The 19684-nt window shown below is 63.1% G+C and carries 17 protein-coding genes; 5 read left to right on the top strand and 12 right to left on the bottom strand.

Translation table 11 applies throughout. From position 1 onward, the window contains the following. Positions 1-163 precede the first annotated feature (163 nt). The gene (locus tag AC1DU8_RS19285) at positions 164-523 is read right to left on the bottom strand and encodes a DUF4148 domain-containing protein (protein ID WP_477666871.1); all 360 of its coding nucleotides are present in this window, start codon (positions 521-523) and stop codon (positions 164-166) included. 380 nt (positions 524-903) lie between these two features. Then, positions 904-1830, bottom strand: coding sequence for a LysR family transcriptional regulator (locus AC1DU8_RS19280; RefSeq protein ID WP_477666870.1), 927 nt, complete (start codon positions 1828-1830; stop codon positions 904-906). 206 nt (positions 1831-2036) lie between these two features. Here AC1DU8_RS19280 and AC1DU8_RS19275 point away from each other — a divergent pair, with 206 nt between their 5' ends. Continuing rightward, positions 2037-2321, top strand: a complete 285-nt coding sequence (locus tag AC1DU8_RS19275) for a DUF4148 domain-containing protein (protein WP_477666869.1) — start codon at positions 2037-2039, stop codon at positions 2319-2321. Positions 2322-2466: 145 nt separating this feature from the next. Further along, positions 2467-3297: a hypothetical protein gene (locus AC1DU8_RS19270; protein ID WP_477727163.1), complete on the top strand. Its 831-nt coding sequence runs from the start codon at positions 2467-2469 to the stop codon at positions 3295-3297. 109 nt (positions 3298-3406) lie between these two features. Here AC1DU8_RS19270 and AC1DU8_RS19265 read toward each other — a convergent pair whose 3' ends face one another. From AC1DU8_RS19265 to AC1DU8_RS19220, 10 genes are all read right to left on the bottom strand, one after another. After that, a complete protein-coding gene (locus tag AC1DU8_RS19265; protein WP_477727162.1) occupies positions 3407-3574 on the bottom strand; it encodes a hypothetical protein in 168 nt (55 codons plus the stop codon). Between the two features lie 28 nt (positions 3575-3602). Continuing rightward, a complete protein-coding gene (locus tag AC1DU8_RS19260) occupies positions 3603-4757 on the bottom strand; it encodes a DUF1513 domain-containing protein (RefSeq protein WP_477727161.1) in 1155 nt (384 codons plus the stop codon). Positions 4758-4766: 9 nt separating this feature from the next. Next, complete coding sequence (locus tag AC1DU8_RS19255; RefSeq protein ID WP_477727160.1) at positions 4767-5867, bottom strand: imelysin family protein; 1101 nt, start codon at positions 5865-5867, stop codon at positions 4767-4769. Between the two features lie 66 nt (positions 5868-5933). Next, on the bottom strand, positions 5934-7403 hold the full coding sequence (locus AC1DU8_RS19250) for a di-heme oxidoreductase family protein (RefSeq protein ID WP_477689806.1): 1470 nt from the start codon (positions 7401-7403) through the stop codon (positions 5934-5936). Continuing rightward, positions 7403-8548, bottom strand: a complete 1146-nt coding sequence (locus AC1DU8_RS19245; protein ID WP_477701928.1) for an imelysin family protein — start codon at positions 8546-8548, stop codon at positions 7403-7405. Before AC1DU8_RS19245 ends, AC1DU8_RS19250 begins: the two co-directional genes overlap by 1 nt. A gap of 180 nt (positions 8549-8728) precedes the next feature. Beyond that, entirely contained in the window at positions 8729-10060 is a 1332-nt protein-coding gene (locus AC1DU8_RS19240) for a cation:proton antiporter (RefSeq protein WP_477727159.1), read from the bottom strand. Between the two features lie 186 nt (positions 10061-10246). Further along, a complete protein-coding gene (locus AC1DU8_RS19235) occupies positions 10247-11452 on the bottom strand; it encodes a phospholipase A (RefSeq protein ID WP_457282667.1) in 1206 nt (401 codons plus the stop codon). 25 nt (positions 11453-11477) lie between these two features. Next, positions 11478-11864 (bottom strand): hypothetical protein, encoded by a 387-nt coding sequence (locus AC1DU8_RS19230; protein WP_457282668.1) that lies wholly within the window; start codon positions 11862-11864, stop codon positions 11478-11480. Between the two features lie 408 nt (positions 11865-12272). After that, positions 12273-14363: an ATP-dependent helicase gene (locus AC1DU8_RS19225; RefSeq protein ID WP_477689941.1), complete on the bottom strand. Its 2091-nt coding sequence runs from the start codon at positions 14361-14363 to the stop codon at positions 12273-12275. Positions 14364-14634: 271 nt separating this feature from the next. Then, on the bottom strand, positions 14635-15498 hold the full coding sequence (locus AC1DU8_RS19220) for an IclR family transcriptional regulator (RefSeq protein WP_477689808.1): 864 nt from the start codon (positions 15496-15498) through the stop codon (positions 14635-14637). Between the two features lie 541 nt (positions 15499-16039). Between AC1DU8_RS19220 and AC1DU8_RS19215 the strand changes: the two genes are divergently transcribed. The 3 genes from AC1DU8_RS19215 to AC1DU8_RS19205 all read left to right on the top strand — a co-directional run bounded on the left by AC1DU8_RS19215 (position 16040) and on the right by AC1DU8_RS19205 (position 19676). Further along, on the top strand, positions 16040-17578 hold the full coding sequence (locus AC1DU8_RS19215; protein ID WP_457282671.1) for a sugar ABC transporter ATP-binding protein: 1539 nt from the start codon (positions 16040-16042) through the stop codon (positions 17576-17578). Between the two features lie 20 nt (positions 17579-17598). Next, positions 17599-18594, top strand: coding sequence for an ABC transporter permease (locus tag AC1DU8_RS19210; RefSeq protein ID WP_457282672.1), 996 nt, complete (start codon positions 17599-17601; stop codon positions 18592-18594). Between the two features lie 137 nt (positions 18595-18731). After that, positions 18732-19676 carry an ABC transporter substrate-binding protein gene (locus AC1DU8_RS19205; protein ID WP_457282704.1) on the top strand — a complete coding sequence of 315 codons (945 nt, stop codon included), beginning with the start codon at positions 18732-18734 and terminating at the stop codon, positions 19674-19676. Positions 19677-19684: the final 8 nt, after the last annotated feature.

The following is a 19684-nucleotide window of genomic DNA, read 5'->3' as shown; positions in this document are numbered from 1 at the left end:
ATCGCTGACTTGTTGAATGTCCTTCACGCGACGCCAGGATGGACAACAGGGAAGGAAGGGACGGTGCTGCGCGCAGGCCAACGTCCAGAAAGCCGGAGGCTTCCTGGACGTTGCAATGCGGTTTAACGAGAGATGCACACGCCGGCTGGCGGTGCGGCGCTGCTTAACCCGCGGAGTGTGCCCTGCCGTGTGCGGCAGGTACGTTGAAGTCGCTGGGGTAGGAGTTGTCAACGCTCAGCTTGTAGCCTTCGTGCTGTGCCTGCTCCAGTTCAGCGCGGACTTCGGCGCGGGTCTTGGTGCCTGCAACGGGGGTGGCATCAGTGCCAGGATAGCTGCTGTCGCTGTTGACCTGGTATGACGCGCGCGGTGATTGCAGCAACTCTGCGCGGACGTCGGCGCGGGTCCTGGTGCTGGCGGCGCTCACTTCATTGCCGGGGTAGTTGCTGTCCTGGGCAAAGCTGTTCGCCGAGGCGAGCGCTGCAAGGGCAAGAACGGATGCGGAAACAAGTTTCGTCGATTTCATGGTGAATTTCCTTTAAGAACAATTGTGAAAACAGGTCGGACGGGCGTTCTGCCCGTGAGGCCTTCATCGCTGAGTCGCTTTGAATAGGTGGCTCACCGATGTATCAAACCTTGTTCCGCGGCGCAGATACACAAGTGCGTATTGGCAGAACATTCAATTGTCGAAACCGGAACAATAACGGCGTGTAGTCCTGGAACTTTTTGGTGTGCAAAAAGTTCGTTCACGTCTTCGCGATTGGCGCAACGTGTTTGGCGAGGGTGGAGTTTCACGGCATACGCCGGCAAACCGGGCAAAGGCTGCCGTTGATACATGGGGCCGCAAGGCCGCATTTCCACACCGGCCGCTGGCGTGAGTGCTTTTGCCGTGCGCCCGGCGCAGGCTCAGTCCTGCCGCGCTTCCATCTTTTTGAGCACAGCGCGCGTGTACTCGGTCATGAACTCCAGAAACACGCTGGTGCGGGCAGGAATGAATTTGCGGCTGGGCAGCGCTGCATACAGCGTGTTCCTTCCCGTGATCCAATGCGGCAAAACCCGCTGCAGCTCGCCGTTCTGGAGGTACTTCGCCACGATGTCGATGGCCTGGATGCTGATGCCGGCGCCGTCAAGGCAAGCCCGAATCAGCGCGGTGGTGTTGTTGACCAGCAGCGCGGGTTCGATCTGAACCTCCACTTCCCGGTTGTGTTCCTCCGGGTTGATGAGGCGCAGGGTGCGGTGCCGGTTCGCCTGGAGCTTGACGCGCAGGCAGCGGTGGCTGGCGAGATCTTCCGGTTGCAGCGGAATGCCATGCTCCCGCAAGTAGTCGGGCGAGGCGCACAGGATGCCGTCCGAGGAGGCGATGGGCCGCGCAATGATGTTGGCGTCGAAAGTATCAGCGGCGCCCAGCAGGGTCAGGTCGTAGTCTTCAATGGGCGGCACCAGTGGCGAGTCCGCATGGATGTCCAGCACGACCTTGGGGTAGCGCCGCCCGAACTCGGCCACCAGCGGCGCCAGCACATGGGTGGCGAACACCGGCGGCGTCAGGATGCGGATGACGCCTGACATTTCCTGGGCGTGCGCCTGGGCGGCGGCGTGGGCTTCATCAATGTCGTTCAGGATATGGCGCACGCGGGCCAGGTAGGTTTCCCCCGCATCGGTGAGTGCCAGGCGGCGGGTGGTGCGCTGCAGCAGCCGCACCCCAAGGTGATCTTCCAGGTCGCCGACCAGCCGGGTCACCACGGCGGAAGACATGTCGAATTTGCGCGCTGCCGCTGCAAAACTCCCGTCATCCACCACTTGCTGAAAAACGCGCATTGATTGAAGCCGGTCCATGGTTTACCCCTAAATAATGCCTCTATTGTTGCTGATTCGACAGTAATGTATTGTTGAAATTGCTATTTTTTGATTGATTTGAATGGAATAAAGTTCATACATCGATGAGCCGAAGCCCACTACAAGGCGACTCACCGAGGCTGGACAGACGGGAAGATGAGCCCGCCATGCCCGGAACGTCACTTAACTTTGAGAGGATATTCATCATGAAATCGAACTTTATCGCCGCTTCCGTTGTGGCTGTTGCCGCCCTGACTTCCGTGGCTGCTTCTGCCCAAACCTTCAACTCCTATCTGTTTGACCAGATGCAGGCACCTGCGACCAGAACCCGCGCGGAAGTCAAAAGCGAAGTGGTACACGCCCAAAATGCCAGCTCTGCTTCCAGCTACAACGGCGCCACCGCCCAGCAAAACCTCGGCGCTCCCCGCGCCGAGAAGGCCGGTGCAGCACCCCAAGCTGCTGCTGAACTCGTGAAGACCAGCCAGCAATAAGCCTGCTAAGGCGCCGGTAGCAGCCGGCTTCAGCACTATCGCCCCGGTAGCCAAAGGTTGCCGGGGCGATGGCATTTGGGCGTACGGGATTCACTCAGGTCCGCATACGGAAGTATCCCGGCCGCACTCTAGAATCCCAGACACCTTGAAGACCTCCAACGCACCTTACGCCTTTGCTTTTGTCGCCGCACAGCTGTTGGCCCTGCCGGGCCTGGGTCTGGCGCTTTACCTGTACACCGTTGGCAAGGTGGCGGGCAGTGGTGGCTGGCTGCTGGGCGTGTTCGAACTGCTGTTTTCAGGCGTGGTGGTCCTGCCCGCGGTGTTGCTGTGCACGGTGCTCTTGCTGATTGCTGGCTTGTTCTCCCGGGTGCGGCCATGGGCTTGCCTCGTGCTGTTGCTGGTCAATGCGGCCGTGCTGGCTGTTGGCTGGACGATCAGTCCAGCCACCGAAGCCGCCGAGCTGCTGGTCTGGGTCGCCACAGCGCTTTCGGCCGCGGCTGCTGCTGCGCTGGCGTGGCAGGCGTTTTCACCGGTGACAAGGCCTGAGCGGAACATGCTGTGGGGCCAGCTCCTGCTGGCTGTTGGGCTTGGGATTGGATTGGGGCTGGCAGGCGGCGGCAGTGTCCCGGCTCCGTCACCTGCCGAGCCGGACCCCATGGCAGCGATACCGCCGGAGCGCGTATTCAAGGGACTGTTGGAGGGTAAGCCGGTGCACCTCGCGGTGCATGATTGCAAGGTCTACCGCGCCATACCAAAGGAGGCCAGGGAGCCCGGAAAGGGCGGCGAGGGCGACTGGCAGTTGGTGCTCGAACCCGATCTCTATCCCTTCTTCACGTATTGCGAGCGGCAATCGCTGCAGGCAGACAACGGTGTCGTCACCGTCACCCTCGGACGCATCGCCTTCGGTGCAGGGGGCTGCTGCGCCACGGGTGGCACTTACCGCTCCAGGGATGGCGAGCTGTGGAAGAAGCTGTGAAGTCCGCCGAATAACGGTGCCGAATAGGGCGCCGAATAAGCTGCGTTCGAATCCGCAGGTCATCGGGGCGCTATAAAAACAATAGCTGCTTGCGCAGGACCCGCTTGGGTCAAAGCCGTTTTTCGCTTTGAAAATAGCCTTTTTTGGTTGTCCTGGGGACGACAAAAATCCGGAAAAATCCCTGCCAGGACGCGGTTTCAGGGCCTTTTTGTTTGCCAAATGTGCCGGTAGCCCAATAAGAACAGGCGCGAGCAGCTATCAAAAAGATAGCGATCATCGATGCCCCCAGCCAGCCCAACCGTTATCTAACCCGCAAGCGGCGCCCAGTGGTTGTCCAGCCGCACATTTCTGACCGCCGGCAAAGCTGTGTGGCCTGCGCCGTCGCGTGTCAGTGCGGCGAGCCGCCCGCCTGCCCACAACATGGCGTCAGCCTGGCCCGCGGCCGGGGCCGACGTGACGGCGCAGGCTTCTTCCAGCGGAAAAAAACCTGTCCAGCGCCCATCGGCCTGCCACACGGCCACGCCGTTGGCGCGCGGGCAACCCACGGCAAAACCGCCCGCGGCCCAGGCGATGTCGCCGCCGTAACCCGCAAGCACCTGTCCGGCGCCTGCAGCACAGGTCTGCAACTTCCGGCCGTCAAAAAGCGCCAACACGGGCGCGGCGGTTTTGGTTGCCGTGTCGTCATGCTCGGCCTGCAGTGCGATGCCCAGGACACGCGCCCCGCCTGCCGCCGGTGCGCGGCCCCAGGCCATGTGCCGCAGGCTCAGGCGTTTGTCGGCCAGTCGCCACTGTCCCAGCAGCGCGCCGCGTCGTGTGTCCAGCCGCACCAGCGAGGCATCCATGCGGTCCATGTGAATTTTCAGCCGGCCGGTTTCAGGCAGCGCGGGGATGCCGCCGTTCGCCACGACCAAACTGCCGTCGTCATCCAGCAAAAGTTCATGCGGGTCCATGCCGTGGGTCGGCCATTCGCCAAATTTCTCCAGTGTGGCGGCATCACGCAGGCCGATCAGGCCTTCACCGGTTTCGAGATTCGTTTCGGTGGTGTAGAGCGTTTTGCCGTCGGGGCTAGCGATCACGTGGCCGTTGACGGCGCGGTCAGGGTCGGCCCAACCCCAGGAGATGGCTTGACCGGTGCCGTTGCCTTCGGGCTTCCAGCGCAGCAGCCAGTCGCCCGGCCGGCGGGCCACCGCCAGCAGCGTGCCGCTGCGCTCGACCCACACGCCATGGGCGCGCGTCGGTACGTCGAGTGCGGCGCTGACCCGGAGCGCGGCGCTGCGATACGCCAGCACACCGACCTGGTAGCCGTGCGCGGCCTCCCAGGCGGCGGCCAATTGCTGCGGCCGGGCAGTGACTGTGACGGCGGCTGTCAGGGCGGGATTGAGCCAGGCGCCGGTGCCGGCCGCCGCCAGCACCAGCCATTGCCGGCGCTGCAGTGTTGTCAGGGCGTCAGCCTTTTTCATGGTGGATGCCTAGTCGCCGTCGGCGTCTGAAAAGCCGATGCTCACTTCCAGCGCGGGCGCGATGTCGGCTTCGGCGAGTTTTTTCAGGTCGGCCAGCGAGCGCCCGGCGCTGCCCATGCCGGCTTTGTTGGCGGGCGATGCGCTTTGCATGGCTTTGTCGGTTTTGTTCACCGCTTGCGCGAGCTGGTTGGCCGGCTCGTTGCGGCCCAGTCCGCGCAAATAGGTTTCCAGCGGCGCCAGGCCGGCGCCGGGCAAAGGGGCTTCACGCGCCTGCGATGCGCCCAGTGTGCGCAGCGCCTGCCATTGCGCGGCCCAGCGCGCCGCCGTCTGGCCGCTGGCGCTGCGCGCGTAGGCGGCATTGCGGTTGCCTTGCACCCCGGCCATGCGGGGCTTTTCCATCTCGGCCCAGCGCAGGCGTTCCAGCGCACCGGTCCACTGATTGACCAGCTCGCTCATCGCCGGCCCATTGCTTTCTTCCGACTCGCCGGGTTTGCGCGCCGCCAGTTCGCCGAAGGCTTTGGCCAGCGTGTCGGCTTCGCGCTGGATGTCGGCGGCCACCTGCACCGCGTAGCGGCAGGCCGGTGTGGCGGGTGCAGACGACGAAACAGGCTGGCTCCACAGCAGCCACTCCAGCGCCGGCAGGCCTTTGGCCGGCGAGCCTATGCTTTCCATGGCGGTGGCATCTTGCGGCGCTGACTGAATTGCCCGCTTGATGAGCTCGGGCCGCGTCGGCGAAAAGTCGATTTGCCGCGCCGAGCGCCGCTGCACCAGCGGGCCGGCCTGCACGCCGTTCAGGCGGTCCCAGGCGAGCGCGGTGGTTTTCCAGCGCTCTTTGGCTTGCTCCAGTTTTTCGGGTGCGGTGGTGGCGGTCGCGTCGCACACGGCTTGCATTGCCGCAGGCAGGCCGCCGGCCTGCTCGGCAAATGCGGCGGCTTGCGGCGCATACCAGAAGCGATGGATGCCGCGCATGAAATCACCCGCCGTGTAAAACGGCACGGCAACGTTGGGCGCGACCACTTGCGCCTGCGCCGCGCCGCCGGCCAGCAGCATGGCGATGGCCGGCACGGCTTTGCGCCAGGCCGGCTGCAACAAAGAGGTGAGGGAATTCATCGGGCTGCTCCCTTATGGGTTGTCGCTTGCAATGCCTGGGTCAGGCACTCGATACCTTCATGGCACTCATAGCGATTCAAGGAATTTCACCAGCGCGGTGCGTTCCTGCGCATTCATCCGCAGGACTTTGTCCTTGCTGGCTTTGGCTTCGCCATCGTGCCAGAGCACGGCTTCCAGCGCGCCGCGCGCGCGGCCGTCGTGCAGCAGGCGGTTGTGGCCGTTCACGTCGGGCACAAGGCCGATGCCCCACAGCGGCGGCGTGCGCCATTGGCGGCCATCGGCCAGGAAGTCGGGCCGGCCGTCGGCCAGGCCTTCGCCCATGTCGTGCAGCAGCAAGTCGGTGTAGGGCCAGATGGTCTGGCCCTGCACGGCCTTGCTGCCCAGCCGCGGAAATGGGCTTTCGCCGGTGACGTAGCTCGGGCGGTGGCAGGCGGCGCACTGTGCGTCGGCAAACAGTTTCTGGCCGCGCACCACCTGGGCATCGCGCGGATTGCGGCGCGCCGCCGGTGCCAGTGTGGTTTCATAAAACACCACGTCGTTGAATGTTTTCTCGTCAATCTCGCTCGCCTTGCCCTGTGCGCCGCGCGGCGCCGCCAGGCAGTCTTTCTGGGCGGCTGTGCAGGTCTCTTTCGGAAAGACCGGCGAGGTGATGCCCATGTCGCCGAGGAAGGCGCCCGCGGTCTGGTGTGCCAGGGTGGCGACGTTGGCCTTCCAGCCGAAGCGGCCTGTGCGCATCTGCTGCGTCGGCGCGTCCCACACCTGGTTGACGACGCCGCGCACTGGGCTGTCGGAGGCGGCTTGCTCGCGCGCATTGCGCAGGATTTCCGCTTCGGGAATCGCTTCGAGCAAACCCACGCCGGCCATCTGCGGCGCGATGCGCGGGCTCACCATCACATCTTTGGCCATGGGGCCGTAATGGAGTTTGCTGAAACCGTAGCGGGGTTTTTGCAACTGGTAGGGTGTGCCGTCGGCAAACTTGCCGCGCACCACGTCGTAGCGCAGGGATATCTGCCCCTCGGGCATCACGCCCTGCACCGCGAAATTGGAAAACTGGTCGCCGTACACCGGATCCGGCAGCGGCCCGCCGTGTGCGTCCTTGCCCGGCACCGACAGGCGCAGCAGCAGGCCGACCGGCTGGTCGGCTAGGCCGCGGTTGAAGTCGGGCGGTGCGCCGCGGCCGTCCTGCACATGGCAGCCGCCGCAGGAGCGGGCGATGAAGTGCGGGCCCAGGCCGTCACGCGCGGTGGTGGAGGACGGCGCCTGTACCCAGTTGCGCTTGAAGAAAGAATTACCGATGACAAAACGCGTGCGTTCCTCATCGTCCAGGTTGGCCAGCGGAAATGAAAACGCGTTGTGGCCAGTGGCAAACACCGTGGTGTCGCCGCCGGTTTTCTCGTCGTCGGGCGCCGTGCCGGCTTGCGCACCCGGCCCTGCCGACGCCCAGAAGGCCAGCCCTGCCAGTCCCGCTGCGGCCACGCAGGCAAGCACTGCACGCGCAGGGCGCGTGACCATCCGGGACGACGCGGCCTTGGCCATTAAGGTTTGACCAGCGTCAGCTTGGTGATGCCGGCGGCGTTGGCGGCTTCCACCAGGTCCTTGCTTTGCTGCACCAGGCTGTCGACGGTTTTTTGCACGCGCAGCCGGCCGGGTGCGTCTTTGGCGCCGACGATTTCGCGGTCAAACGGTGCCTGAATGCCTTCGGCGGCGGCGACGGATGCTGCGATCTGCTTGCTGGTGCGGTCTGCCAGTGCCGGGTTTTTCACCGCCACCAGGTCACGCAGCGACGGGCCGGCCAGCGTCGTGCCGTCGGCGCGCTTGTACTGGCCCAGCCAGGCGTTCTGGATGCCTTTGGCGTTGTTCACCACGTCGCGGTGCGTATTGTCGGAAAAGCATGAGTGCTCATCTTCCTGGTCCTGGCTGGCCAGGGCGACTTCGAGGCGTTCACCGGCGAGTTCACCGCGCGAAAGCGAGCCCAGGCCGACAAACATCTTGCGCACCGACTCCATGCCGCCGCGCTCGAACTTCGCGCGGTAGGAGGTCGACGTGGGCGCCCAGGCTTTGGTGAGGGTGCCGAGGTCGTCAACCAGCAGCTCGGTCACCACCTTGAGGTATTGGCGGCGGCGGTCGGCGTTGGGTTTCTTGCCGTCCACAAAATCTTCAAACGAACGGTTGCCCGGGCCGGTGGTGCTCAGGTCCTGGCCCCACAGCAAAAATTCAATCGCGTGCCAGCCGGTGGCGATGTTTTCTTCGCCGTTGCGCTCGTTCAGGCTGGCCAGCCGTTTTTTGTTGATCACGGCCTTGCGGTTGTTGATGATGCCGGCGTTGGGTGCGTCTTTCACGTAGTCGACATAGGACTCGTCCATGGGCCAGGCATTGATGCGGCCTTCAGGGCCGTTTTTGTCATCGATCGGGCCGCCGTAAAAACGGAAGGCCTCGGTCTGGCCGTAATACTCGCGCGCGTCCAGCCAGGCCTTGCGCGCGGCCTTGAGGCCGTCGTCCGACGGTGCGTCGGTAAAAGCCTGCACTGCTTTTTGCAGGATGAGCGTGCTGGCCAGCGTGTCGTCATAGTTTGATTGCACCAGGTGGGCGTAATGCTTTGCCACGGCGGCCGCCGTGGTGGCAGGTGCCGCCACTGTGCCAGGCGCGGCGCCGGCCGCTGCCGTTGCTGCGGGCTGGGCCATGGCCGGCACGGCAAGCAGGGCCACCAGGGCGGCAAGGATGGCGGGTTTGATTGCTGGTTTCACGACGACTCCTGTGTCTTTGTTAATCGGTCAAAGTGCGATTATACAAATGAGAATCGTTATCGTTATCAATAAGGTGACTTTCTGTGACGCTGTGCGGACGCCCGCCGGACCGCTTGTTCAGGGCCCGCGGCGTTTACCCGGTTTGCGCGCCTCATAGCGTTTCATCAGCGGCGTGACAGAAATGCCGTGGGCAATCACCGAGGCGACGACCACCGCGAGCGTGATGGAAAGCAGCCGTTGCGCCAGCGCGGGCGGGAGGTGGTGGTTGATGGCATAGAGCAGGTAATACAGCGAGCCGATGCCGCGAATGCCGAACCAGGCCATCAGGCGGCGCTGCGAACCCCTGACCGGCGTTCCCAGCAGTCCGATAAAAACCGCCGCCGGCCGGATCACCAGGAACAGCGCCGGGATAAACCACAGCACTTCAGCGCGAAAACGTGTAGTGGCGACCAGCACGCCCACCGCCAGCACGATGGCGACTTCCACGAAGCTTTCCAGCTGGCTGTTAAAGCGCTCTACTGCGCGCATCATGTGGGCGGGCGCTTCCGCGCCCGAGGCTTCCTGGTCATCGGGGCTCAGCGTTTTGTCGGGTGCGGCCGCTGCCTGGGGCAAGGGCCGCACGTCGGGCTCGTCGATGCGGCGCAGCGCCAGGCCCGCCGCAAACACCGCCAGGAAGCCATAGGTGTGAAAGAGCAGCGCCAGGCCGTACGTCAACCCGATGAGTCCCAGCGCGATGAATTCGTCCGAGCCCAGCGCTTCGCGGTGGCGCATGCGCAGGTAGAGGATGGCGCGGCCCACCAGCGTGCCGAGCAGCCAGCCCAGGGCCAGACCGCCGGCCACGGCCCACAGCACGTCGACGGCCCACCAGCGCCAGCCGCCTTCGCCGAGTTCGTGCAGGCCCAGCAGGCCCAGCCCGAGCATCACAAACGGAAAAGCAGTGCCGTCGTTGAGCCCACCCTCACCGGTGAGGCCGAAACGCAGGCGGTCACGGTCGCCCGGGTTGGCCACCTGGACATCCGAGGCCAGCACCGGGTCGGTCGGCGCGAGGATGGCGCCCAGCAGCACCGCGGCGCCCACGGGCAGCTCCAGCACATAAACGCCCAGTGCGGTGATGGCGGCCACGGTGACCACCATCGACACGGTTGCGAGTTGCACCGGAATGCGCCAGCGGCCATCCCGTACGCGGAACTCGAGCTTCATGCCGGCGGTGAACAGCGAGATCAGTACCGCCACCTCCGTGAGGCGCTCCAGCAGCACCGTGTTCTTGAGGGCGTCGAGTTTGAGCAGCCCCAGTCCAACGGGACTGACCGCCACACCAACACCGAGGTACAGCATGGCGGCACTCAGAGGTAACCGTGCAATGAAAGAGCCGCCCAGTGTCATGGCAATCAGCAGCGCACCGGCCACGATGCAGGCCAGCGTGAAAGTGGTGGGCTCGGCAAAAGTCATCGCCCCACCTTACGGCAAGCGCAGGCGTCCCGGTATCAGCCGACGCGCCGTTGCCGTGGTGCCTGGATGCGCCCTGTAGACACGTTTGTGTCCGATTTTTTTAAGCGAAAACCGCTCTGAGGCCAATAAATAAAAGCGCGATAAGCTATAAAAACTATAGCAAACCGCGGAATGCCGTTCCAGCGCCTACCAGTCCACCAGGCTCAGGCCGATGCTCAGAACATTGCGCTTTCGGTTGTAGTCCACGAGGCTGTCACCGTAGCCGCTGAAAAGCTGCACGTGGTAGCGCAAGCCGGTGTAGTTGGGCGACGAGGCCGGCGCCATCATCCAGTCAAACCGGGCCGAGCCGCGGGCTTCCTTGCGCAACGAGTGGCGCAGCGTGACGCCCACCGTGTTGGCTTTGTTGATCTGCCAGCTGCCCGTGACTTCCGCGCGGCCCACATAGTTTTCGATGCCGGGGTTGTCGTCATTGCCCGAGGACTCCTTGAGCCGGTCCCAGATGCGCCCCTGAAGAATCAGGCCCGAGTCCTGGCCCAGTGTTTTCTCGGCGGCACCCATCAGGTAGACGCGGTTCCAGCTGCGCGACAGCGGCAGCGACTGGCCGTTGGACTGGTGCACCAGCCCCAGGCCCGAGAGCCGGTAGTTCCAGCCACCGGCCAGCGGGATTTGGTGCGGGTAGATGTAGATCACCTCGGGTTCGTGGTCGGTGGTGCGAAACGGCCGCGAGATGCTGCCGTTGAACAGTTGCCAATAGCTTTGCTGCGTGTAGCCGAACCAGACCGAGTCATGGTCGTCGTCATCGTTGTCGCCGCTTTTCAGCAGGCCTTTGGCGACCTTGGTGCGCACCGACAGCTGGATTTTGTTTTCAGTGCGCATATAGGGCACAGAGGTCAGCGCGGTATGCCCTGCGGCGGGTGACGAGGGTTGCGTGTTCACGCTGTCGGCGGTGGAGACGGCCAGCGTGATTGGCCGGTAGCCGCGCAGCGAAAACGTATCGCAGTCGGTGCCGCGCTGCAGTTCCCAGAAGCGGGACAGTTCCGAGTACCTGGTGTTTTTGCAGCCGATCGGCTTGCCGTCCGGCGCTTCGGTGTTCAGTGATGGCAGCAGCAGCACCGGGGTGGCCGGCTGGCCGGTCTGGGCATTGGCCGGCGCTGTGGTCAGGCTGGGCGCCGGTGTGTTGGCGGGCGTTTGCGCATCGGCCCATTGCTGGAAGCAGGTGAGCTGCGCCGCAGGGTCGCCCTTCATGGCCTGGCAGGTTTGCCAGCCTGTGCTGGATGGGCGGTTTGCCGGCGTGGCCTGTGCATGTGCCGCAGCCGTGGTGCCAAGACCCAGGAGGGCCAGAAGCACCGTGCAAAGCGATGCAGCAGCAGGATGGAGAGATTTCAGTGGCATGGCTCGGTCTTGAAAATTGCGCTGTTCAGGGTAGCCGGGTCAGCGTGAAGGGCACATCGGGTGCATTGTCCGGGGCGCTGCTGCTGGTGTCTTTCCAGGTGCCCTTGAAGGCCTTGCCACAAGAACCTTCGACCATTTCGCCATTCCAGGTGCCGGTGATGCTGACATTGTCGGAGGACTCGTCGAGCAGCAACATGCCGCCCTCCAGGTCACCGGCCAATGCGGCCTTGGCCGCATGTCCGGCAATGGCTTTGGAACCGACGGCCGGCCCCAGGTCGCGGCTCACGATGCCGGCCAGGCTTTCGGCGAATTCGGCATGCCGTTCCAGCAGCATGGTGGCGCGGGCCGGCAAGCCGGCAGGTGGGCGGTCAAAGCGCACGGCCCACAGGCCATGGAGTTGTGCGGCCTTCATCTCCGTGGCGGCCGGGCAAGCGGCGGCAGGTTTCGTTTGGGCCGTAGCGCTAGTGGATATTGCGCAAGCGGCGATTAAAAAAAAAGCGGGTCGAAGAAAAAGCAAAGTCATGAACAAGTGAGTGCACGGCCTGGTCGTGCGGTACGGGCTGTAGCAACGCAGCAAGGCGGACGGAGCGGCCAAGGCTGCAGTGCAGGGGGTGAAACGGAAAACTCGGGCACGCGAGTGCGGGGTTGATGCAACGCGCAGGCCGTGGAGCTTGCGCACTATCTCACGAATACATCTCAATCAGGTAAAGCACCGGTAAAAACCCGTGGCCTGAAACGGTTTGTAACCACAGCACTGAAAACGCCTTCATGCGGCCCGGCACCTGATCTCGCGCCGAATTAACCACGGAACAGGGCAGCGCTAGCGCGTCTCTGCCGCCGCTGCCGCCGCAATCCCGTCCGCTGACTTCTTCGCAAACTCCGCACGCAAGGCCTTGATCTTTTCGCGCGGGTCTTCCTTCACGGAGGCCTTGTCCAGCGCCATCTCGGCGATGAAGCGGCTGGGTGCGCCGGGAATCATGTCGCGGCCCTTCTTGCGTTTGCGCAGCCAATTCACCGCCAGCGTGCGCTGCGCGCGGGTGATGCCCACGTACATCAGGCGGCGCTCTTCCTGCAGGCGCAGTGCGATGCTGTCGGTGTTGACTCCGTCATCGTCTTCCAGCTTGAAGGGCAGCAGGCCTTCGTTCACGCCGGCCAGCACCACGTGCGGCCACTCCAGGCCCTTGGCGGCATGCAAGGTAGAGAGGGTCACCACGTTCTGGTCACCTTCGCGTTCGCTGATGGTGGAGAGCAGGGCAATGGTTTGCACCACTTCGAGCATGGTTTTGGTTTCGGCGGCCACCACGGCGCCTGAGGCGTCATCGATCTGCCCGCCGCAGCGCTGGGCCACCCAGTCGCAGAAATCCATCACGTTGGTCCAGCGCGCGGCGGCCAGCTTTTCGCTGTCTTCTCCGTCGTAGAGGTGCTTCTCGTAGTCGATTTCCTTGAGCCAGTCGTTCAGGAAAACGCGCGCGTCTTCCGCGCCCACAGTGCGCTTGGCGCGGTACTCAAGGTCGTTGAGGTAGCGGCCAAACTCGTGCAGCGAACCCACCGCCTTGGCCGGCAGCACCGAGCCCAGCGAGTTGCTGAAGAGCGCTTCGAAAAGACTTTGCTTCGACTGGCTCGCGAAGGTGCCGAGTGCGCCCAGCGTGGTGTGGCCGATGCCGCGCTTGGGTGTGGTCACCGCGCGCATGAACGCCGGGTCGTCATTGTTGTTGACCAGCAGCCGCATCCAGCAGCACAGGTCCTTGATCTCGGCACGGTCGAAAAAACTTTGGCCGCCCGAGACCTTGTACGGAATGTTGGCTTTGCGAAAGGCCTTCTCGAAAGGCTTGGCCAGGTGGTTGGCGCGGTACAGCACGCAAAAATCTTTCCACTCCTTGTACTGCCCGCCTTCTGCCTGCAAGCTGCCTTCGGCACGCAGGCTCTGGATGCGGGCCACCACGCGTTCGGCTTCGTGCTCTTCGCTGTCGCAATCGATCACGCGCACCGGCTCGCCTTCGCCGAGCTCGCTGAACAGCGTCTTGGGAAACAGCTTGGGATTGGGGCCGATCACGTTGTTGGCCGCGCGCAGTATGGCGCTGGTGGAGCGGTAGTTCTGCTCGAGCTTCACGACCTTGAGGTTGGGGTAGTCCTGCGGCAGCTTTTTCAGGTTGTCCAGCGTGGCGCCGCGCCAGCCGTAAATCGACTGGTCGTCGTCGCCCACGGCGGTGAAGCGGCCGCGCGGACCGACCAGCAGTTTGAGCATCTCGTACTGCGTGGCGTTGGTGTCCTGGTATTCGTCGACCAGCACATGGCCCAGCGACTGCTGCCATTTTTCGCGCACGCTGTCGTGCTCGCGCAGCAGCTTGAGCGGCAGGCCGACCAGGTCGTCGAAGTCGACGCTCTGGTAGGCCGTCAGGCGCTCTTCGTAGTGCGCCATCACGCGGGCGATGGCGCGCTCTTCGTCGCCATTGGCCTGCACCATGGCTTCTGCTGCATTGAGGCCCATGTTCTTCCACAGGCTGATGGTCCATTGCCATTGCCGCGCCGTGGCCGCATCGGTGCTGCCGCCGGCGTCCTTGATGATGCTGGTCACATCGTCGCTGTCGAGAATCGAGAACTGGGGTTTGAGGCCCAGCGCCGCGCCGTCCTGGCGCAGCATGCGCACGCCCAGTGCGTGGAAGGTGCAGACCAGCACGCCCTTGGCGCTTTTGCCGATCAGCGCCTTGGCCCGTTCGCGCATTTCAGCGGCGGCCTTGTTGGTGAAGGTGATCGCGGCAATCTGCTCAGGCTTGAGCCCTGACTGGATCAGCCGGCCTATCTTGTGTGTGATCACTCGCGTCTTGCCGGAACCGGCGCCCGCCAGTACCAGGCAGGGACCATGCAGGTAGTTCACGGCTTCTTGTTGGGCGAGGTTCAGGCCGTGGGTCATGAAAACAATCGATTCCAAGGGGAAAAATGCGCGGGACCGGCCCTGTCAGGGACAGCCAGGGAACGGCAAATCATAGCGGCTGCCCTTTTGGAGCCTGTAGCTCGGTTTGGACCGCACCGCAGGTTTCATGCCTGGCGCTTTAGCTGGATGAAAAAAGACCGCGCCCGCACGGAACCACCACAAGCCCCGGATTCAAGCAATAAATGCTTGCAGCGCAGTGCTGGTCTGCGCTGGCAGCTATCGAATCAATAGCATAGGAGCAGGCGCGGCTTCATGCGTTCCGGCTCGCCGGGGCGAACCCACCCTGCGTCAACGACAGTGCCTGGGCTGCCTGCTGCAGCAGCAGGCGCACGGTTTTCTGGTCGGGGCCGACGTGGCGGTCTATGCGCCGCACGTAAGGGCAGGTCAACGCGGCCAGGGCGCTGTGGTCGGGCCCGAAGATGGGGCAGGAAATATCGGCCACGCCGAAAGACTGCAGACTGTCGCGCTCGAAATAGCCTTGCTCCCGGATGACACCGAGGGCGGCAGCCAATGCATCGGACCCGATCGGCACTTCGCCTTCGAGTGCGGTGTGCTGGGCCAGCATTTGCTGAGTCTGGCTGGCATCCGCGAAAGCCAGCAACACCCGGCCCGAGGCGGTATCGACCAGCCCGACATGCACGCCCACGCGGATCGTCATGCTCCAGGTGCCGGGGCCGTTGACCTGTGCGGTGATCAGCACGTTGCCCTGGTCATAGACGCCCATGTGGCAGGCCTGCTCAGCCTTGTGCGCAAAGGCCTCCATGATGGGAATGGCCTGGGTCACCAGCCGGTTGAGCGGTGGATGCATGTGCGCCAGCGTGAAGAGTTTCAGGCTCAGCGAGTAGCGGTCGCCCGAGAGCGAGCGCATGACATATTGCCGTGCCACCAACCGCTCCAGCATGCGGTAGATCTCGCTCGCGTTGCGGTCCATTTCCTTGACGATCTCCGCGCGCGTCAGGCCCTGCGGCTGGCGAGCCAGCAACTCAAGGATGTCCAGGCCCTTGTCAAGCGCCGGTGCCCGGTAGCGGTCGTCGGCAAGAGGCGGGGATGCGGTGACGACGGCGTCGTTCGTGTTCTGGTCATTCGTCGGGAGAACGGAATATTTTTGTGTCATGGCGGCAGGGTGGGTGAGGTCAAAGGCATTGCAATTTTGATATGTAACGCAGCGCTCTTGATATGGCACGCGGCGCTCGCGAAGACTTTCGCCTTCATTGTTTTAGATTTATTTACTTTTGCACTTAATGTTCATCAATAAATTAAATCTTGACCTAGGGAAAGTCCGGGGCTTGGAAAGATGAGCAAATTTCTATGATTCACACCGCTTCAATCCATAAGTGAATAGATTGTTCATCAATGAACCATTTGTAACAATAAGTTTCCTGATTTTGGTGCCTTCGCCTCATTGAACGGTTCCGTCAACGCAAAAAGGTTTTTGTCATGCACCCAGGAAGTTTGGAAGGAAAAACAGTATCGATCTGCGCGGCCGCCCAAGGCGTCGGCCAGGCCCGTACACCGGTTTGCCTGGCCCCGGGTGATTCCGGGCGTTGCGGCAGCGCCTGGTTTGGGCGCACTCCGGGCCGGTCGACGGGCCGTCTGGCCACGGTCAACGACATCGCGCCGATCTGAGCGAGCACCGCGCCTGTCCGGAACCGCCCATGACACCTCTTGTGAGCATCAGCAACCTGTGCAAATCCTTTCCGGGAGTGCGCGCGTTGCACAACGCCCGGCTTGAGGTTGCCGCAGGCGAGGTGCATGCGCTGATGGGCGAGAACGGCGCCGGGAAATCGACCCTGATGAAGATACTGGCCGGGGTCTACCAGAAGGATGCGGGCGAGATCAGCATCGACGGTCAGGCGGTCGAGATTGCCAGCCCGCGCGCTGCGCAGGCGCTGGGCATCGGCATCATCCACCAGGAACTCAACCTGATGAGCCATCTGAGCGTGGCGCAGAACATCTTCATCGGACGCGAGCCGCTCGGGCGGCTGGGGCTGTTCATCGATACCGAGAAGATGGCCCGTGACACGAAAGCGATATTTGACCGCCTGAACCTGAACCTGGAACCGCACACGCTGGTCTGCGACCTGACGGTGGCGCGCCAGCAGATGGTGGAGATCGCCAAGGCGCTGTCGTTCGACTCGCGCGTGCTGATCATGGACGAGCCCACTGCCGCGCTGAACAATGCGGAAATCGACGACTTGTTCCGCATCATCGGCCAGCTCAAGCGCCACGGCGTCGGCATCGTGTACATCTCGCACAAGATGGACGAGCTCAAGCGCATCTCGGACCGCGTGACAGTGATGCGCGACGGCCAGTACATCGGCACCGTGCCGACTGCCACCACCAGCATGGACACCATCATCGGCATGATGGTCGGGCGCGCGCTGCTTGAAGACGAGAGGCCGCCGGCAACCGGTCAGGGCCGGGAGACCGTGCTGGAGGTGCGCGGGCTCAATCGCGGCCGTACGATCAAGGATGTCAGCTTCACCGTGCGCAAGGGCGAAATCCTCGGGTTTGCCGGCCTGATGGGCGCGGGCCGAACCGAAGTGGCGCGTGCCGTGTTCGGCGCCGACAAAAGGGATTCGGGAGAGATCTGGGTCAGGGGCCGCCAGATCGGGGTGCATAGCCCGGCCGACGCGGTTGAGCACGGCATCGGCTACCTGTCGGAAGACCGCAAGCACTTCGGTCTGGCCACCGGCATGGATGTGCAGACCAACATTGTGCTGTCGAGCTTGCGGCGGTTCTTGAGCTTCGGGTTTCTTCTCAAGCCCGCGGCCATACAGGACACGGCTGCGAAGCTGATCGCGCAACTGGGCATCAAGACCCCAAGCCCGCTGCAGAAAGTGGCGCTGCTGTCGGGGGGTAACCAGCAAAAAATCGTCGTCGCCAAATGGCTGGTGCGCGACTGCGAGATCCTGTTTTTTGACGAGCCTACGCGCGGCATTGACGTGGGCGCCAAGAGTGAAATCTACAAGCTGCTCAATGCGCTGGCGGCGCAGGGCCGTGCCATCGTGATGATCTCCTCCGAACTGCCCGAGGTGCTGCGGCTGAGCCACCGCATCGTGGTGATGTGCGAGGGCCGCATCACCGGCGAGCTGGCGGCACGGGACGCGACCCAGGAAAAAATCATGCAGCTCGCCACCCAGCGCGAAGCCACGGCTACCGTTTCCGGCACGGTTGCCGCTGCTGCCTTCTAAGAATACCGGAACCACCATCCATGACCGTCTCCAAGTTGCTGCAAGGTTTCAAAACTGCAGCTTTTAGCAGCAACACCCGTCAAAAGCTGTTGGCATTTGCCAGCTTGCTGGGGTTGCTGATTTTCTTCAGCATGGCCTCGTCCAGTTTCATGCAGACCGACAACATGGTGGGCATTTTGCAGGCCACTGCGGTTAACGGCGTGCTGGCCATCGCCTGCACCTTTGTCATCATCACCTCGGGCATCGACCTGTCGGTGGGCACCTTGATGACCTTTTGCGCCGTCATGGCCGGGGTGGTGCTGACCTATTGGGGCCTGCCCTTCTACCTGGGCGTGCTGGCCGCCATTTTCTTCGGTGCGTTCTCTGGCTTCACCTCGGGCGTGCTGATTGCCAAGCTGAAGATCCCGCCTTTCATTGCCACGCTGGGCATGATGCTCATGCTCAAAGGCCTGTCGCTGGTCATCACCCAATCCAAGCCAATCTATTTCAACGACACGCCGGAGTTCTCGGTCATTTCCCAGGAGTCGTTGATCGGTTATTTCCTGCCCGATCTGCCCATCCCCAATGCGGTGCTGATCCTGTTTGTGGTGGCGGTGGTATCCAGCCTGATCCTGAACAAGACGGTGCTGGGGACCTACACCTTCGCGCTGGGCAGCAACGAAGAGGCGGTACGCCTGTCGGGCGTGAATGTGGACCGCTGGAAGATCATTGTCTACACGCTCAGCGGCGCGATTTGCGGCGTGGCCGGGCTGCTCATCGCCTCGCGCCTGAATTCCGCGCAGCCGGCGCTGGGCCAGGGTTATGAGCTGGACGCGATTGCCGCCGTCGTGATCGGAGGTACCTCGTTGAGCGGTGGGGCGGGCACGATCCTGGGCACCATCATCGGCGCCTTCATCATGAGTGTGCTGACCAACGGGCTGCGCATCATGTCGGTGGCCCAGGAGTGGCAGACGGTGGTGACGGGCCTGATCATCATCGTGGCGGTGTATGCCGATATTTTGCGAAAGCGCAAGTAAATGAAAGCAAGTGCGGTTTCAGCCGCTATCCGCCTGCGTGCAGTTCTTACGAAGGAGAAACCCAAACCCCAGGCCCTGCCAACGTTTGATTTCTGATATTTCATTGCAACACCCATAACGATCCGGAGATGACCATGATTTTGAAACGAACACTTTTGAGCCTTGCGCTGGGCCTTGGCCTGGCTTCCACCTTGAGCACGACGGCGCTGGCCGCCGACGAGATCTACATTCCAATGATCTCCAAGGGCTTTCAGCACCAGTTCTGGCAAGCCGTCAAGGCCGGCGCCGAGCAGGCCGGCAAGGACTACAAGGTCAAGGTGACCTTCGAAGGCCCCGAGAGCGAGAGCATGGTGGACAAGCAGATCGACATGTTCGCGGCGGCGCTGGCCAAAAAGCCGTCGGCCATCGGCTTTGCCGCGCTGGACAGCAAGGCGTCGATCCCGCTGCTGAAAAAAGCCCAGGCCGCCAAGATCCCGGTCATCGCCTTTGACTCGGGCGTGGACAGCGATATTCCGGTAACCACGACCACCACCAACAACGTGGCCGCCGCCGCCCTCGCTGCCGACAAGATGGCCGAGCTGATCGGTAAAAGCGGCGATGTCGCCCTGGTGGTGCATGACCAGACCAGCCGCACCGGCATCGATCGCACCGACGGATTTGTCAACCGTATCAAGTCAACCTATCCCAACATCAAGATCGTCAGCGTGCAGTACGGCGGCGGCGACCAGCTCAAATCGACCGAGATCACCAAGTCCATCCTGCAGGCCAACCCCAACCTGAAGGGAATTTTCGGCGCGAACGAAGGCTCGGCCATCGGCGCGCTGAACGGCGCCAGGGAAATGAAGCGCAAGGTGGTGATCATCGGCTACGACTCCGGCAAGCAGCAAAAGGCCGCCATCATGGATGGCTCGATGGCCGGCGCCATCACCCAGAACCCGGTCGGCATTGGCTACAAGACGGTGGAGGCGGCGGTCAAGTCCCTCAAGGGCGAAAAGCTCCCCAAGATCATCGATACCGGCTTTTACTACTACGACAAGACCACCATCAACGATCCCAAGATCGCTGCGGTTCTGTATGACTGATGGGTGCG

Source organism: Polaromonas sp. P3_A5 (assembly GCF_056403055.1).
Note: the sequence above shows the minus strand (reverse complement) of the source record. Positions and strands in the feature narration are given on the sequence as shown.